Annotated in this window: 11 protein-coding genes; 4 read left to right on the forward strand and 7 right to left on the reverse strand. The window is 47.8% G+C overall.

What is annotated here, in order from left to right:
• Positions 1–84 precede the first annotated feature (84 nt).
• Together KFF03_RS08225 and KFF03_RS08230 are read left to right on the forward strand one after the other, a co-directional pair.
• Positions 85–1,818 (forward strand): YdiU family protein, encoded by a 1,734-nt coding sequence (locus KFF03_RS08225; protein ID WP_255860588.1) that lies wholly within the window; start codon positions 85–87, stop codon positions 1,816–1,818.
• 506 nt (positions 1,819–2,324) lie between these two features.
• Positions 2,325–4,166 (forward strand): hypothetical protein, encoded by a 1,842-nt coding sequence (locus tag KFF03_RS08230; RefSeq protein WP_255860592.1) that lies wholly within the window; start codon positions 2,325–2,327, stop codon positions 4,164–4,166.
• Between the two features lie 255 nt (positions 4,167–4,421).
• Here KFF03_RS08230 and KFF03_RS08235 read toward each other — a convergent pair whose 3' ends face one another.
• A complete protein-coding gene (locus KFF03_RS08235) occupies positions 4,422–7,214 on the reverse strand; it encodes a bifunctional aconitate hydratase 2/2-methylisocitrate dehydratase (protein ID WP_255860594.1) in 2,793 nt (930 codons plus the stop codon).
• Positions 7,215–7,645: 431 nt separating this feature from the next.
• On the opposite strand from KFF03_RS08235, the gene KFF03_RS08240 reads away from it, so the two are divergent.
• Entirely contained in the window at positions 7,646–9,838 is a 2,193-nt protein-coding gene (locus KFF03_RS08240; RefSeq protein WP_255860595.1) for a molybdopterin oxidoreductase family protein, read from the forward strand.
• Positions 9,839–9,908: 70 nt separating this feature from the next.
• On the opposite strand, the gene KFF03_RS08245 is transcribed toward KFF03_RS08240, so the two are convergent.
• From KFF03_RS08245 to rsxA, 6 genes are read right to left on the reverse strand one after another with little or no spacing between them, the layout of a single operon-like run.
• Positions 9,909–10,622, reverse strand: coding sequence for an electron transport complex subunit E (locus tag KFF03_RS08245; protein ID WP_255860596.1), 714 nt, complete (start codon positions 10,620–10,622; stop codon positions 9,909–9,911).
• Positions 10,622–11,314, reverse strand: a complete 693-nt coding sequence (rsxG, locus tag KFF03_RS08250) for an electron transport complex subunit RsxG (protein ID WP_255860597.1) — start codon at positions 11,312–11,314, stop codon at positions 10,622–10,624. The genes KFF03_RS08245 and rsxG overlap by 1 nt, the downstream gene beginning before the upstream one ends.
• A gap of 15 nt (positions 11,315–11,329) precedes the next feature.
• The gene (rsxD, locus tag KFF03_RS08255; protein WP_255860598.1) at positions 11,330–12,376 is read right to left on the reverse strand and encodes an electron transport complex subunit RsxD; all 1,047 of its coding nucleotides are present in this window, start codon (positions 12,374–12,376) and stop codon (positions 11,330–11,332) included.
• On the reverse strand, positions 12,376–15,129 hold the full coding sequence (rsxC, locus tag KFF03_RS08260) for an electron transport complex subunit RsxC (RefSeq protein WP_255860599.1): 2,754 nt from the start codon (positions 15,127–15,129) through the stop codon (positions 12,376–12,378). Before rsxC ends, rsxD begins: the two co-directional genes overlap by 1 nt.
• Positions 15,126–15,785: an electron transport complex subunit RsxB gene (gene rsxB / locus KFF03_RS08265; RefSeq protein ID WP_255860600.1), complete on the reverse strand. Its 660-nt coding sequence runs from the start codon at positions 15,783–15,785 to the stop codon at positions 15,126–15,128. The genes rsxC and rsxB overlap by 4 nt, the downstream gene beginning before the upstream one ends.
• 20 nt (positions 15,786–15,805) lie before the next feature.
• Positions 15,806–16,387: an electron transport complex subunit RsxA gene (gene rsxA / locus KFF03_RS08270; protein ID WP_255860601.1), complete on the reverse strand. Its 582-nt coding sequence runs from the start codon at positions 16,385–16,387 to the stop codon at positions 15,806–15,808.
• 443 nt (positions 16,388–16,830) lie between these two features.
• Between rsxA and apbC the strand changes: the two genes are divergently transcribed.
• Entirely contained in the window at positions 16,831–17,925 is a 1,095-nt protein-coding gene (apbC, locus tag KFF03_RS08275) for an iron-sulfur cluster carrier protein ApbC (protein WP_255860602.1), read from the forward strand.
• Positions 17,926–17,994 lie beyond the last annotated feature (69 nt).

Raw genomic sequence — 17,994 nt, forward strand, 5'->3', positions numbered from 1 at the left:
TCACAAAGATATGTCAGGTCGGTGTCTTTCACGTGATCAGCTGAGTAAACTAATCGACATCGTTTATTACCGGGCCTGCCCCTTATGTCGTCTTCATCCTCTGTATCGGATACCAAGCTGATTACCAACTTTAGCGAGTTCAGTGCACAAGCGGATTATTCTCTGTTGGAAAATCTGAACATCAACCCGGACGCCCGTGAAGATGGTATGGAACATCAACCTCGGCAGGTGTTCTCGGGGCACTATGTACCGGTGGTACCAACCCCGATTGCAGAACCGGAATACATCGCCCATAGCAACACCTTATTTGCTGAGCTGGGTCTGGATGATTCGTTGGTGAAAGATGAAGCCTTTGCCAAGATTTTTGCGGCGGATATTTCTCCTGTGCTGGAGGCTGTATCGCAAGCCGGATTTTCACCCATGCACCCTTATGGCTGGGCAACCGGTTATGCATTGTCGATTTATGGCCGGGAATACATTCAGCAGTGTCCGTTTCGTACCGGGAATGGCTATGGCGATGGTCGGGCGATGTCGATATTTGAAGGCGTGTTTAACGGCAAACGCTGGGAGATGCAGTTAAAAGGCGGTGGTCGTACACCGTATTGTCGTGGTGCCGATGGTCGTGCGGTATTACGTTCCAGTGTGCGCGAATTTTTAGTTCAGGAGCATATGCACGCGTTAGGTATTCCAACCTCACGCTCGCTAACCTTATTTACCTCGAAAGCCGAAACCGTGACTCGTCCTTGGTATTCCGAACAATCACAAACCTACGAGCCGGATATTCTTGTCGATAATCCAGTGGCGATTTCCACCCGGGTGGCACCGTCGTTTTTACGGGTTGGCCAGGTGGAATTATTTGCCCGCCGTACCCGTAATAAAGAATATGATCATGCGGCGGGCGAGCTGAAATTAATTGTTCAGCACCTGATTGAACGAGAATATAAAGACGACATTGATACGACGTTATCCTTCCCGGATCAGGTGATTAAACTGGCGGAATGTTTCCGTGGCCGCTTAACGGCGTTGGTAGCGAACTGGATTCGTGTGGGTTTCTGTCAGGGCAACTTTAATAGCGATAACTGCCCGGCGGGTGGTTACACTCTTGATTATGGGCCGTTTGGTTTTTGTGAGCAATTTGATCCGCAATTCCAGCCCTGGACCGGCGGCGGTGAACATTTCTCCTTCTTTAATCAACCCGCAGCGGCTGAAGCTAACTTCCATATGTTCTGGAAGTCCGTACGAACTTTGCTGGAAAGTGAGGGCGATGATGCCTATGTACAGCAACTGGATGAGGTTCGCCGGGGTTTTGAAAAAGAACAGCGCATCGCTATTCAAACTATGTGGGCGGCGAAACTCGGGCTTGATAGCTACGACGAGGCACTGACGACTCAGTTATTGTCCCTGATGCATCAATCGGAGGCTGATTACACACGCTTCTTCCGCGAATTATCATCGGTGCCGACCAGCATTGAGCCTTTGAAACAAACCTTCTATCTCGAAGATTCTGAACACTTAAATGAGCAATGGCAAAGTTGGTTAGAGCAGTGGCGTGATACGGTGCTGGAAAATCAGAAAGAAGCGTTTGTTGCTGCGAAAATGAAACAAACCAATCCCAAATACACCTGGCGCGAATGGCTGGTGGTTCCTGCGTATCAGCAGGCCGCGCAGGGCGATTACAGCTTAGTGAAAGAACTGCAGCAGGTATTAACGCATCCTTATGATGAGCAAACGCCGGAAATAGAAGCGAAGTTTTATCGTCAGAAACCGGCTGAGTATTTTCATGCGGGTGGGGTGTCGCACTACAGTTGTTCGTCTTGAGCCACAAATTTTGTATTTGCGGCTCATAATAGGCCGATTCTTGAGCCGTAAAATTCGAATTAGCGGCTCATTGTCTGTTTTAACTGGCGTAGAATGGATCCTCATTAAAAACGCTCAGTGACGCCAGCTAGTCTGCTGATGTGATTGGAGAATATAAGGGAAGGCCTTTGGTTAGCATCGTTGGTTTTATCATTCTGATTTTTGCCGTTTTCCTATCTATGCCCTGGTGGATAGCCGAGCTCGTATGTTGGGGTGCAAGGCGTGCGCAATTGAGCCAATAAAACGGCTATTCTGCGCAATATTTTTATGGTGCAGAGGTATGTGAGAACGTTATTGTCGTACTGCAGTTTATCTGTAATGCGCTTATATCTGCCAGGCGATAATACGTTTGCTGGTTTCTTTAGCCTTGTAAGTGCTACTGCTAGAAGGGGAAATTTGAGCTGTTACACTGAGGAGAGAACTTAGTGTTTTCTTGATTGCTATAATTTATTTTATTAAGGATTTTTATGAAGTATCTACCAACTACATACTTCTTCGATGAAAGGAAATGGGTGAATGCAACAGTGGGCTGTGAAGATGGGTATAAGCGGTGTGGTGTTGTTATTGGTAACTTACTTCGAGATGTTGATGAAGAATTTAAGAGTATTATTGAAAAGCATGGCAGGCTCTCTGAAATTGAGTTGCTAATGTATCAAACTATTATCTCGGTAAAGGTTTTTAGCGATATTGGAGATGGTAGAGGTCCTGATGAAAGCAGTCTAAATGCAACTTTTGAGACTATCAGTGATGGTATATGGCTGATGCTTAAAACATCAGCACATTCTGATTATTCAGGTCTTAAAGAATATTCCGTGTATGAGCGTATGTTAAAGTCAGCGAGCAAGAGGCTTTATTTGGAAGAGAAGTGGAAGAAGATTGAAAATGGCCGACTAGAAATGCACGAGTTGCCAAGCTCTTTTGAGTTTCTAACATGTAATAGTGAATTGGATTTTGGTGAGAGTATTGCACTGCAAAGGTTTCAAGACCAAATGGAACAATTACGATCCGATTATGGGAAAGACGGCTCTTCTTTGAATCATGGTATTAGATGCGTTCCATCAAGAATTGATATGTCTATGGGTTGTCTGAAGGTAGATTTTTTAAAGGTAAATGATTCTGTTTATAAACAAGTTTATATGTTGGGATGCCAGATCAAGTTTTACTATAAAGATTTTATGGATGTTAAATTTAGTAATTATGATGAGGTTTCAATTTTTGACTTGATAGTTTTTTGGATTGTTGCTTCAAATCTGGCTCTTTCTTTTCTTAATTCTCTGAAAGGTCAGAGTGAGAAGGGATTTTATTATGCCTTTTCAAAAGATGAGATTGTGGAGATTTTAATTCGTTGTACGAGTTTTGGTCAAATAAAGGCGGAGCAGGTGGTATCTTTGTTCACGAATAATAAAAGTACAATTAGGAAATCAGATTTATATGTAAAGCCATTGTATGAAAAGGATGGCCTGATTCATTTGTGCCTTCCTGCTCTGTTAACTGGTCAATTTACTCGAGTTGTTGATTTTTATGTTGATTCAGAGGTGAAGTTAGCTGTTAATAATCAGAAAATGCAAAATAAAGGTCGTTTTTTTGAAAATGAGTTTGAGCGTATCTTATCAGGACAAATTAATAATAATGCGATTTTACGCGACAAGTATTGCAGAATTCTTAAAGTTGGATTCAAGCAGGAAAAAGGCAGGGATAATGAAGAAGCAGATATTGTTTTAAGGATTGGTGAAACATACTTAATTATCGAAGCTAAGTCTTTTGTCTATAGGGTTGGAAGTGAAGGCTTTGGAAATAATATAAGAAAAATTAAAACATCTAATTTGGGTAGGAAGCGACAGTTCTTTATTGATGAATATCAAAGGTTTAAAGAAAAATATGATTCTTCTGCAAATTTCGAATTGAATCCAGAGAAGGTGATTGCTTGCTATATGTCGAGTTCACCTCATGGGGTGGGAATATCTGTTAATGGATTTCCCGTAGTAGATCCATCTATTTTGGAAAGATATTTTGGAAATGGCGGATTCGATCTGAGAAGTGTTAACAGGGGTGAGAAAGAGTTTCGATTTTACAAAGATGCTAACGAGGCAGAGTTTAACTTAAAAAGGTATCTAGACGAGTTGCCGCAACTTTATCACTATAAAGGATGCTTTGATTATTCTATGGCTACTTTCGATGGCTTTTGTGAAGGAAAGGAGGTTAAGTTCTCCGACCCCTTTTTTGACTTCTTCAATGAAACTCGTGTGAAGAAGAAAATTGATTTTATGTGGGATTTGGCGGATGAATGGCACTCCCTTCGTCATGCTTGATTGCGCAGATACAAAAAAACCGGCTCCTCTTGCGAGTGCCGGTTTTTTTATTCGATCGCGTTTTGTTTTCAGTAGAAGCCGATCAGTTCAGTGAGCTACATAGGCTGAAGCCTAAATCCACTCTGTCGTCATTGATCTTTTGTGCTTAGAAGCAGTTCTTTTCAGAACCTCAAAACCCAACCGTTATATCTGAGCTTAGCCCACTTTTTGCTGTTTGCAGTAAACGGCAGAAAGCGGGCTAGTCACCTCTAAAGCTTAAACAGCTTTCAGAGGGATAGCTGGGCGAGCCAGGTCTTCAGATGGTGGAGCGAAAGAAGTCAGGTTGATACCTTCAACGGCTGCTTTGTACTCTTCCAGAGTCGGGAAACGACCCAGGATAGTAGACAGAACAACCATTGGAGTAGAGCCTAACAGAGACTCACCTTTCTTCTCAGCGCTGTCTTCTACAACACGGCCTTGGAACAGACGGGTAGAAGTAGCCAGAACAGTGTCACCAGCTTCCGCTTTTTCCTGGTTACCCATACACAGGTTACATCCAGGACGCTCTAAGTACAGGATGTTCTCGTAAGAAGTACGAGCAGCTTCTTTCGGGTTGTCATCGTCGAAAGTGAAACCAGCGTATTTAGACAGGATGTCCCAATCGCCTTCTGCTTTCAGTTCGTCAACGATGTTGTACGTTGGTGGCGCAACAACCAGTGGTGCGTTGAACGTGATAGGACCGTTCTTCTCCAGGTTACGCAGCATGGCAGCGATGATTTGCATGTCACCTTTGTGAACCATACAAGAACCAACGAAGCCCAGGTCAACTTTACGGCCATCGTAGTAAGAAGTAGGACGGATCACGTCGTGAGTATAACGCTTAGATACGTCTTCGTTGTTTACGTCTGGGTCAGCAATCATTGGCTCGTCGATTGCGTCCAGGTCAACTTCAACTTCTGCGTAGTACTTAGCGTTGTCGTCTGGAGCCAGAGCAGGTGCTTCGCCAGATTTAACTTCAGCGATACGCTTGTCAGCCAGGTCGATCAGACCTTGCAGCATGCCAGCTTCGTTTTCCATACCTTTGTTGATCATGATCTGGATACGGGACTTAGCCAGTTCCAGAGACTTGATCAGAGTTTCATCGGTAGAAATACAGATAGAAGCTTTCGCTTTCATTTCTGCAGTCCAGTCGGTGAAGGTGAAGGCTTGGTCAGCCAGCAGAGTACCGATTTGTACTTCGATCACACGGCCTTGGAAGACGTTTTCGCCAGAGAACTTCTTCAGCATCTGCGCTTGGGTAGCGTGTACGATGTCACGGAAGTCCATGTGTGGCTTCATGTTGCCTTTGAAGGTTACCTTCACAGACTCTGGGATTGGCATTGCTGCTTCACCCGTTGCCAGTGCGATGGCAACCGTACCGGAGTCAGCACCGAACGCCACACCTTTAGACATACGGGTGTGAGAGTCACCACCGATGATGATCGCGCGATCGTCAACAGTAATGTCGTTCAGTACTTTGTGGATTACGTCAGTCATGGAGTGGTAAACGCCTTTCGGGTCACGTGCAGTGATTACACCGAATGCGTTCATGAACGCCATCAGCTTAGGCGTGTTGGCCTTAGCTTTGTTGTCCCATACAGAAGCTGTGTGACAGCCAGACTGGAATGCACCATCAACATCAGGAGAGATAGTAGAAGCAGCCATTGCTTCCAGTTCCTGACAAGTCATAGGACCAGTAGTGTCCTGAGAGCCAACGATGTTCACTTTAACGCGAACGTCAGAACCCGTGTGCAGTGGCGTCTTAGAAGTAACACCAACAGCGTTGCGGTTGAAGATCTTCTCAACTGCAGTCAGGCCCTGGCCTTCGTTGGAGATTTCTTTAGAAGCAGCGTAAACAACTGGAGCTTCAACGCCCAGAGTTTCAGCAGCGAAAGTTTGGATCTTCTTACCGAAAGTTACCGCGTAAGAACCGCCAGCTTTCATGAATTCCACTTTTTGTGGAGTGAAAGCGTCCGCTACGTCAGACAGTACATTGCCTTCGCTGTCTAACAGTTTCTTAGCTTTAGTATCGATGGTCAGAACGGTACCGGTAGCAACAGAGTATGCTTCTTCCAGTACTGGATCGCCGTTTGCGTCACGTACGATTTCGCCGTTTGCGTCGGTTTTCTTAACCCAGTTTTTCAGGTCAAGACCGATACCGCCGGTTACACCAACAGTAGTCAGGAAGATAGGTGCGATACCGTTAGTACCCGCAACGACCGGACGGTTGTTGATGAAAGGAATGTATGGAGAAGTCTTCTCACCAGCCCACAGTGCAACGTTGTTAACACCAGACATACGGGAAGAACCAACACCCATGGTGCCTTTCTCAGCGATCAGCATGACTTTAGCGTCTGGGTTGTCTTCACCCATCTTCTTAATTTCTTGCTGTGCTTCTGGAGTGATCATGCACTGGCCGTGCAGTTCACGGTCGGCACGGGAGTGAGACTGGTTGCCTGGAGACAATAAGTCAGTAGAGATATCACCTTCAGCAGCGATGTAGGTGATAACTTTAATTTTCTCTGGGATGTCGTCCAGCTTGGTGAAGAACTCAGCTTTTGAGTAGCTTTCCAGGATATCTTTAGCAATGGCGTTGCCCGCTTTGAAAGCATCAGCTAAGCGCTTGGTGTCTGCGTCGTACAGGAATACCTGAGACTTCAGAACTTCACCCGCAGCAGCGTTGTTAGCGTCGTCAGACAGAGCGATGTCCAGCAGAGCTTCAACAGAAGGGCCGCCTTTCATGTGAGACAGTTGCTCTAAAGCGAACTCTGGAGAAATTTCAGCAACCGTTTCTGCGCCAGTAACGATGTCTTTCAGGAACTTAGCTTTAACACCAGCCGCAGGAGTCGTACCTGGCAGGGTGTTGTAGATGAAGAAGTTCAGAGAAGCTTCGCGCTCTGCATTGCCAGTGTCTTTGATCTGGGCAATGATTTCAGACAGCAGCTCAGCGCTGTCGATTGGTTTTGGGTTCAGGCCAAGCTCGCTTTTACGCGTCTCGATCTCTTGTAGGTATTCAGAATACAAGCTCATACGAATCTCTCATCCTTCATCTTATTGAGGCTTAGCAGCGATACCAAGAAACTCTTAACAAAGAGACCTCTTAGCAAAGCGCTAAAACGTTAATATTCACACGGAATTTCGACCGGCAATTATAGGCCATAGTGTCTTAAGGGTTAAGAAGGTCGTTGGTCGAATAGGTTATAAAGTGTTCTTATTCGCCTTATGTTCATTATAAGTTGTATGAATGTTGTGCCTTGGTCGCATAGTCAATCGTTATGTAATTGAGAATTGGTTTCATTAAGGCAAGGAGCAGGTGTTTTGATACCTGTGTTTTGGTGGCTGTCGTTAGAGTAATCGTGCAACACTGCGTAGATTTGGCACAAATGCCCGTTAGCTTGCCGCATGTGACTCATTTATAGTGTTCTTAATAAAAAAAGAAAAACACCGTGATAAGGCCCTCGATGATGGAAGCGAATCAACCTCAACGTGTTCATAAGCGTACCTGCTGTTTGTGTGAAGCCACCTGTGGCATTGAAATAACCCTGCAGGGCCATGCACCGCATGAACAGATACTGTCAATCAAAGGTGACAAAGATGACCCGTTCAGTCGTGGCTACATCTGCCCAAAGGCAACGGCGCTGCAGGATTTGCACAACGATCCGGATCGTTTAACCAAGCCGGTGAAGAAGATGGCGGATGGCAGCTGGAAAGAAATTAGCTGGAATCAAGCCATTGCAGAATCCGTGGCCGGGTTGAAAAAGGTACAGCAACGTCACGGTAAAAACGCGGTGGGCAGTTATCTCGGTAATCCTAACGTTCATAATTACGGTAATTTATTGACCGGCCCTATGTTGCTCAAAGCCATTGGTTCTCGTAATAAATTTTCAGCCACCTCGGTGGATCAGTTACCGCATCATGTGGCCAGTTATTTTATGCTCGGCCATCAGCTGGTCACACCCATCCCTGATATTGATCGAACCGATTTTATGATGGTGATTGGTGGCAACCCGGTTGCGTCAAATGGTTCATTAATGACAGTGCCGGATATTAAAAATCGTTTAAAAGCGATTGATGAACGCGGCGGTAAAGTGGTGCTGGTTGATCCGCGTCGCAGTGAAACCGCTAAATTCAGCCACGAGCATTTGTTTATTCGTCCGGGCCAAGATGTGCTGATGCTGTTGTCGCTGTTGCATATTTTTACTCATGAAAACGAGCTGCCTGCGCTGCCGGATTATGTCGTCAGTGCGGATTTGAAATTATTAAGTGCAGATTTCTCACCGGAAATCACGGCGACAAAAACCGGTATTTCAGCGCCGCGCTTACGTTCCATTGCGACTCAGTGGTTAACCGCTGAATCAGCCGTGTGTTATGGCCGTATGGGTGTTTCCGTTCAGCAATACGGTGGCTTATGCCAATGGCTGATTAATGTTTTGAATATTGTCAGTGGTAATTTTGATCGTCCGGGCGGAGCGATGTTTACAGCACCGGCGGTCGATTTGCCGGCTATTCTGGCTGCCCGGGGCAGTCGTGGGCATTACGATGTATATCGCAGTCGTGTACGGAATTTTCCGGAGTTTGGTGGCGAATTTCCGGTGGCAACATTAGCCGAAGAAATTCTCACGCCGGTTGATCCGGCGGTGGGTGGTAGCCAAATTAAAGCAATGTTAACGCTGGCGGGTAATCCGGTGATTTCAACGCCGAACAGCCGCCAACTGGACCAGGCGTTTGAGTCACTAGAGTTTATGGTGTGCATTGATACGGTCATTAATGCCACGACTCGCCATGCCAATATTATTTTGCCGCCAGTCAGTCATCTGCAGCGTGATCACTATGATCTGATTTTTAATAATTTTGCGGTGCGTAATGTGGCGAAATATTCTGAGCCATTATTTAAGCCCGCTGTCGGAGAAAAAGAAGACTGGCAAATTATTTTATCATTGGCTGAAGGGCTGAATACCGGATCGGTTAAAAAACGACTTACCAATTGGCTGACTTATAAAACCATTCGTTGGTTAAAGCCTAAGGGTTTACTCAATAAAATGCTCAAAGCGGGTAAGTCCGGACTGGATTTAGACGCATTGCAGAAACAACCCCAGGGCGTTGATTTGGGTGCATTACAACCTTGCATGCCTGAGCGCTTATTCCATAAAGATAAAAAGCTGCAATTAACTCCGGATATTTTTATGGCCGAGTTGCAGCGGGTGAAAGATGAATTGCTGGCTCCGCAACAAGATGGTCTGCTGCTAATCGGCCGTCGCCATATTCGATCGAATAACTCCTGGATGCACAACAGTCAGCGATTAATTAAAGGCGCTGACCGTTGTACTTTAATGATTAATCCGCAAGATGCCGCGCAACACAATCTGGTTGATGGTGATATGGCAGCAGTAGAGTCGCGTACGGGAGCTATTAACGTCGCGGTAGAAATTACCGATGAATTAATGCCGGGTGTTGTCAGTCTGCCACATGGTTATGGCCACAATTTATCCGGCGTACAAATGCAGAATGCGCTGCAAAAACCGGGTGTAAACGCCAATGATCTGACCGACGATTTATTGATTGATGAATTAACCGGTAATACGGCTTTAAACGGTGTGCCAGTTGCCATTAAAAAAGTGCAGGGTGAGGCGATGGTTTTAAAAGACGCCAGTTGATCCTCAATAGTATGCGCATAAAAAAACCGATCTGATGATCGGTTTTTTTATGCGTGATATTCAGTAAGAATTAACTGATTTTACCCGTCACTCGAGCACGTTTGCTGCCAACTTCGATTGGAGCTTTCTTGGCTTCGGCGGCCTGTTTAATCTGATCGTCAATGATGTTTTTAATGGCAATAATTAAACCCATCGCCACAAACGCACCGGGCGGTAAAATCGCAAATAAGAAATCCGGGTAATCTTTTACCAGTTCAATTTTCCAACTGGCAGCAGCCGGGCCGAATAATAACTGCATATCGGAGAAGATCACGCCCTGGCCCAGCACTTCACGCATGGCGCCCAATAACACCAGCACCACGGTAAAGCCCAGTGCCATCATAAAGCCATCGACGACCGACGGCAGGATCGGATTTTTACAGGCAAAGGCATCGGCGCGGCCGAGAATCGCGCAGTTGGTTACGATAAGCGGAATAAAAATGCCCAGCACCTGATACAGCTCATAAGTAAACGCCTGCATGACCAGCTCGGTGACGGTTACAAACGAGGCAATAATCATCACAAAAGCGGGCAGGCGCACGGCTTCAGAGACATGATTACGAATCAGAGAGACCGATAAGTTGGAGCCAACCAAAACCAGCATGGTCGCCAGGCCTAAACCTAAAGCGTTGACCACAGAACCAGTCACAGCCAGTAGTGGGCATAAGCCCAGCAATTGAACCAGTGCCGGGTTGTTATTCCATAAGCCATCGAGGCTGATGTCGCGCATGGATTTAGTCGCCATCAGTGGGTCTCCTCATTTATTGAGCTCTGGTTTGCTTTATTGCTGGCTGGCTCTACTAATCGAGTATTTAAAATCTGTTCTTTGTGCAAATCAAAAAAGCTCAATGTGCGCTTAACTGCACGAACCACGGCGCGAGGAGTGATGGTTGCGCCGGTAAACTGATCAAATTCGCCGCCGTCTTTTTTCACATTCCAACCCGCATCGTCCGGATTAAATAAGGATTTGCCATCAAACCCTGTCACCCAGTCGGACTTTTTGATGTCGACTTTATCGCCCAATCCGGGTGTTTCTTTGTGTTCAATCACCCGTACACCAGCCAACGTGCCGTCAGCTTTAACACCGACAATCATGGAAATATTGGTGGTGTAACCATCGGGAGCAATGGCCGGGATAATGGCGGTGTGTACCACACCATTACGTCGGGCCAGATGAATCTGGGCCTTATCGGATAGTGGGCCTAACAATTGTTGATTAAAGCGGTCGTCAATCGGCAATACATCATTGAGCAGGTCGTTGTCGTACTGATCTTGAGGCACAATCTCATTCAGTGCGCGGGCTTCGGCCTGGCGAATGTTGTGTTCAATGCGCTCTTTGGTGCCCACCTGAGCGACGGCAATAGCACCGGCGGTCACTAATGCAAATAAAGCCAGGCCAACAGCGTTATTGCGGATGGAAAGTAATAATTCATTCATCGCTGACTCGCCTCCTTAACTCTTTTTCGCCGCCAGGCCACGCTTGGCTTTTTTATGGCCATAGGTGCGTGGTTGGGTATAAGCATCAATAAACGGCGCAGCAAAATTCATCAGAATCACCGCAAAAGCAACGGCGTCCGGGTATGCCCCCCAGGTGCGAATGATGTACAGCAGGATGCCAATGCCAGCACCATAAATCAGTTTGCCGCGTGGGGTGGTGGATGCTGAAACCGGGTCGGTGGCAATAAAGAAGGCCCCCAGCATGGTGGCACCACTCAGTAAGTGCAGCGACACTGGCGTATACATATCTTCATCCCAGCCCAGCAATAACGAGCACAGAGACAATGCGATCAGCATGGCCGCTGGAATATGCCAGCTGATGATTTTGCGCCAGACCAGGAATAAGCCGCCTAGCAGATACGCCAGATTGACCCACTCCCAGCCGCCATTCAGCCAGCCGTTGAAGGTACTCTCCTGCAGTACAACGTCGGCGGTCTGTTTATCGATTAAGTGTTTGTAAGCATCCAGCGGTGTAGCGCCAGTAAAGGCATCAGCAGGTGTGGAAGCGAAAATAGCCGCCAGTGTGCTGCCGATATCGGCGAAGCCAGCACCGGTAACTTGTGAAGATAATGCCCAGTTAGTGGTCATCTGTACCGGGAAAGACACCAGTACCAGCGCATAACCTACCATGGCCGGGTTAAATGGATTGTTACCTAATCCGCCATACAGCTGTTTGGCAAACACAATGGCAAAACTGCTGGCAATGACTGTGATCCACCAGGGAGCAAACGGGGGAAGGGCGAGGCCCAGTAACACGCCGGTCAGTAACGCCGTATTGTCTTGCAAAAAGAAGCCGACAGGGCGTTTGCGGATTTTCAGAATAATGGCTTCACTGGCAATCGCCGTCAGCGAGGCCAAAACCACATTGATAAGAGTGCCAAAACCAAACAAACCCGTGGTAACGGCTAATCCCGGCAAGGTTGCCAGAATCACCGTTAACATCACTTTATTGGTGCTGTTCGGGCCGTGAGTGTGGGGTGACGACAACGTCAGCAAAGCCATCAGGCTTCTCCTTGTGAGTCGGTTTCTGAGCTGGCTTTTGAGTTAGAGAGAGCGTTAAGTTCTGCCTCAAAGCCAGCTAATTTATCGGTTTGTTTATCGAGTGCTTTCTGCAGCGCGTCAACGGTTTCAAGGTTTTGTTCTTGAGCCATGATCAGGCGCTCTTGCGACTTTTCAACACGATCTTTCTGCGCCCGGATTTTCTTTTCCAACGCTGCTTGCTGTTCGCTGTTTGTTTCACTTGTACTGGCCATGGCAGTTTCTGCAGCGATAGCCTTGCTTGAATCACCACCGTTCTGAGCTGCATCCAGCTGCGCTTTCACCTCATCGACTTTAGTTTGCTGGCGTTCAATACCGGCTTTGAGTTTCTCAACCGTATCCAGCCCTTCAGCTTCGGCTTGTTTCAATCGATCGATGGCGGTATCCAGTCGTGCCTGCAGGGTATCCAGCTTGCGTTGTAAGCGCTCTGGCGTGTTCGGGTCGCCTTTATCTGAGGCAACATGGTCAGGGGCCACGTGTTCTGCAGCAGCAGGCGCTGCATTTTCGGCGGCTTTTTGCGCCTTTTTCTCAACCGCAATCTGCTTGGCCAGATCTTTGATTTTGTCCTGAGTTTTTGCCAAAGCGGCTTCAAACGCAGCGATTTTGTCAGCCTTTTCCGGATCTTCTTTGGCTGCAGCCAGTTTTTCTTCGGTCTTGGTTTTTGCTGTTTGGGCAGCACTTAGCTGCTTTTGCAGTTTCTCTAACTGCTCCGGGTTAAATGCCGGTGCTGCTGTTGCTGTTTGAGCTGTACTATTGTCAGACGACAGGCTGGCATCGTAAGCGGCTTTGGCTTCATTAACCCGAACCTGTTGTTTGGCAATGCCTTCTTCTAAGGCTGCGACCGTATCCAGGCCTTGCTCTTTGGCATCCGCCAGACGTTTTTGTGCGGTTTCCAGACGAGCCTGAGCGGTTTCCCACTTCTTCTTCAGTCGCTCCGGAGAATTTGGATCGCCTTTGTCACTGTCTGTGGCAGCAGCTGGCGCCGCTTTGGCGGCTTTTTTTGCTTCGGCAATCTGTTTTGCCAGATCTTTAATTTTGCTCTGGGTTTTTTCTAGTGCGGCTTCAAAGGCCGGGATTTTCTCAGCCTGAGCGGCATCTTCGCGTGCTGCGTCCAGTTTTTCCTGGGTTTTCTTCAGAGCCGATTGGGCGCCGTCGAGTTGCTTCTGCAGTTTTTCCAGCTCGGCAGATGAGGCTGCAGGAGCGGCATTGCCAGCAGTCGGAGCCGCTTTTTTCGCACTTTGTGATTTACTCGCGGCTTCCGCGCGGGCTTTACGCTTGGCTTCTTTCTCCGCTTTTTCACGTTCCTGACGAGCAACGCGATTTTCAAAGCGTTCTTTGGCTTTTTCGGCTTTGGCTTGTGCCGCACGCTCTTCGCGAACCGCGCCTTTGGCATAGCGGTAATATTGCACCAATGGGATATGGCTTGGGCAAACGTACGAGCAGGCACCACATTCGATGCAGTCAAACAGGTTATGTTGTTCGGCTTTATCAAATTCCTGCGTTTTGCTGAACCAGTACAGCTGCTGCGGTAATAATTCAGCCGGGCAGGCATCAGCACACATACCACAACGAATACACGCCATGGCGATATCGTTGGCAGGGAGTTCTTTTTCTGTTGGCGCCAGCAGACAGTTGGTGGTTTTTACCACGGGCAGGTCCAGTGATGGCAGGGAGAATCCCATCATTGGGCCACCCATCACCACTCGCTCACGTTTTTGAGGTTGATAACCCGCCAGTTCGAGCAGGAAATTAACCGGGGTGCCTAATAATACTTCCCAGTTGCCCGGTTGCTCGTTGGCGTCGCCGGTTAATGTGGTCACACGGCTGATTAGTGGAGTGCCTTCAAATACCGCCTGAGAAATCGCCGCAGCGGTTCCGACGTTTTGGCACACAATGCCAAGATCCGCTGGAATACCACCGGCTGGCACTTCTTCGCCGGTCAGAATCTGAATCAGTTGTTTTTCACCACCGGAAGGGTACTTGGTTGGGATCGCCACCACATCAATATGATGTTCTTCGTGTAAATCCACCAATGCTGCATTGAGTGCTTCAATCGCTTCGGGTTTGTTGTCTTCGACACCAATCATGCAACGCTTGGCATCAAGAATATGCAGCAGGATCTGAGCGCCGGAGATCACCTCGCGGGCGCGCTCGCGCATCAGCATATCGTCAGCGGTGATGTAAGGTTCACATTCCGCACCGTTAAGAATCAGGGTGCTAATGTCGCGCTTGCCGGTATGCAGTTTCACGGCGGTTGGGAAGCCTGCGCCGCCCATGCCGGCAATACCACAGTCACTGATGTGTTGGGTCAGGTCTGCCGGGCTGATATCGGCCAGATCCTGGGTGGCAAACTTATCGAATGCACTGCGGCGTTCGCACCAGTCATCTTTGCCATCGGTTTTGAGTACGATGCAGAGCTCTTCAAGTCCTGATGCATGGGGTACCTGACGCGGTTCAATGGCTTTAATCACACCCGATGTTGGCGCGTGCAGAGGCACACTGACAAAACCATTGGCTTCGGCCAGCATCTGGCCTTTTAATACACTATCACCGACCTTTACCAAAGGCTCAGCGGCGGCGCCAATATGCTGGTGTAAGGGCAATACCAGTTCTGCCGGGATAGGCGCTTGTTGAATCGGAGTCTGGGTAGATTGTGTTTTGTTTTCGGTCGGGTGAATGCCACCGTCAAAATCATACAGACGAATCAGGTTGGTCATGCGGCGCCTCGGTCGTCGTGATGGTCGTTCTCAGCGTTGTTGGCTGAATCCATTGAGGTAATCACCTGAGCTGGATGTTTATCCGTTGCAATCAATTCCACTCCAGAGGTTGGCGCTTGCCAGTACCAGCTGTTTTTATCGGTGCTGACTGGCACCATATCAATACAATCCACCGGGCAAGGTTCAACGCACAAGTCGCAGCCGGTACATTCATCTGAAATCACGGTGTGCATTTGTTTGGCCGCACCCAGGATGGCATCCACAGGGCACGCCTGAATGCACTTAGTGCAGCCAATACATTCGTCTTCACGAATCACAGCAACGCTGGGTACGTCTTTCTCTGCACCGTGTTCAGCATCCAGTGGTTCTGGTTCTACGCCTAATAAGTCGGCCAGTGCCTGAATGGTACTTTCACCACCGGGAGGGCACTTGTTGATTTTGTCGCCATTGGCAATGGCTTCGGCGTACGGTTTACAGCCGGGGTAGGAGCACTGGCCACACTGGGTTTGTGGCAGCAGGCTATTGATCTGATCAACAATCGGGTTGCCTTCAACTTTGAAGCGTACCGCTGCAAAGCCCAGAACGCCGCCAAAAAACGCGGCCAGCACAACCAGAACAACAACAGCAATAATAATGGCGATAACAGCGGTCGACATAGGTTTTCCTCAGATCTCCCTTAAATACTGACCAGGCCGGTAAAGCCCAGAAACGCGAGAGACATTAAACCTGCGGTGATCATGGCAATGGCTGAGCCCTGGAAAGGTTTAGGTACATCTGCAACTGCAATGCGTTCTCGCATCGCAGCAAACAGCACCATCACCAGAGAAAAGCCTACGGCCGCGCCAAAACCATAAAGAATGGATTCAACAAAACCGTTGTCACGTTTGATATTCAGCAGCGCCACACCTAATACCGCACAGTTGGTGGTAATCAGGGGCAGGAATATACCTAAAACGCGATACAACAGTGGGCTGGTTTTCCGAATAGCCATTTCGGTAAAACCGACGACCACGGCAATTACCATAATAAAGCTGATGGTTTTCAGGTAGGCGAGATCAAATGGCAGCAGGATATAGGTGTAAACCAGATAACTACAAACCGAAGCCAACGTCAGTACAAACGTGGTTGCGGCCCCCATGCCAATGGCGGTTTCCAGTTTGTTAGACACGCCCATAAAGGGGCATAGCCCAAGAAACTGAACCAACACAAAGTTGTTCACCAAAATGGTGCTCACCAGAATCAGCAGATAATCAGTCATCGGTGTACTCTTACCTATCCGCACTTAGCGGCGGGTTATTAATGGCGGCGGATGAAACGAGCCGTCACGGTTTAAATTCGGGCGCGCATTATCCCAAATTTTTGATATTTCCTACAAGAAGGACTTAGCTAGTTTTAATCACAAAATAGAATAAGCTTAGTGATGGTCATGTCTTACGACACCAATCTCGTCATCAGGAGCAATGTTTGGCGAAACCTTACCTGCTCCGTTTGTCTTGTGCGATGCGAATCAGTTCAGAATAAATACTGAGCCTTAAAACAGTAAGAGTAGTTGCTGCTCAGGAAGGTCCATAATGACTTGCATCAAAATATGTGCATTCTGGAATCTTGATGGCTGAAAAATACACACACAATACGTCAGTGGTAATTATCAACTGAATACGTAAAAATTCGCCCAACCGTAATGATGAGTGGAATCTGCCCGTGACTGAACTCACCCACGCTTTGGTTGAAGAAGCGTTGAAAACCTACACCGATCCATACCTGAATACTGACCTGGTAAGCGCCGGTGCTGTCAAAAATATTGAGATAGAGGGCACCCGTGCGGTGGTTGATATCTTTTTTGCCTATCCGTCTGAATATCTGAAAGATGGTATTGCGCAGATGTTGGTGATCGCCCTTGAGAATATCGATGAATGCGAATCTGCTCAGGTCAATGTGTCCTGGCAGGTGGCCGATAACCCGGCGACCAAGGCCATTGAAGCCATTGCTCAGGTGAAAAATATTGTTGCTGTGGCTTCTGGTAAGGGCGGGGTGGGTAAATCCACAACCTCGGTGAACCTTGCCCTGGCACTGGCCAAAGATGGCGCTAAAGTGGGTTTGCTGGATGCGGATATTTATGGCCCCAGCCAGGGAATTATGCTGGGTGTTGAAGATGGTACTCGCCCAAAAACCATTGATGAGAAATGGTTTGTGCCGGTGGAAGCTCATGGCATTAAAACCATGTCGATGGCTTATCTGGTCACCGAATCAACCCCGATGGTATGGCGTGGGCCAATGGTCGCTGGTGCATTACAGCAGATTATGACCCAAACCCAATGGGGTGAACTGGATTATCTGGTGATTGATATGCCGCCGGGTACCGGTGACATCCAATTAACGCTGAGCCAGAAATTCCCGGTATCCGGCTCTGTTATTGTCACCACACCACAGGACATTGCCTTAGCCGATGCAAAGAAAGGCGTGGAAATGTTCCGCAAGGTGAATATTCCGGTCATGGGTATGATCGAAAATATGAGTATGCATATTTGCTCAAATTGTGGTCATGCCGAACATATCTTTGGTGAAGACGGTGCTGAGCGTCTGGCTGAGACATACCAGACGGAAGTGCTGGGTTCACTGCCGTTGTCGAAGTACATTCGTGAGCAAAGTGATGCGGGTTTACCGGTGGTTGCAGCGGATGATTGCTCTGAAGTCAGCATGATGTATCGCCATGCTGCACGTCGCCTGGCGGTCGCTTTGGCGAAGCAGGCTGATTCAGCCGCACAAATGCCGAATATTCAGATTTCTGACGATTAAACCGCACTGGCTCTTAAGGCCTGAAATCAGACCACTGTTGTCGATAATATCAGGCCTTAATTCTTTTGA

The organism is Bacterioplanoides sp. SCSIO 12839 (assembly GCF_024397975.1).
In the GTDB taxonomy this organism is placed as follows: Bacteria; Pseudomonadota; Gammaproteobacteria; order Pseudomonadales; family Oceanobacteraceae; genus Bacterioplanoides.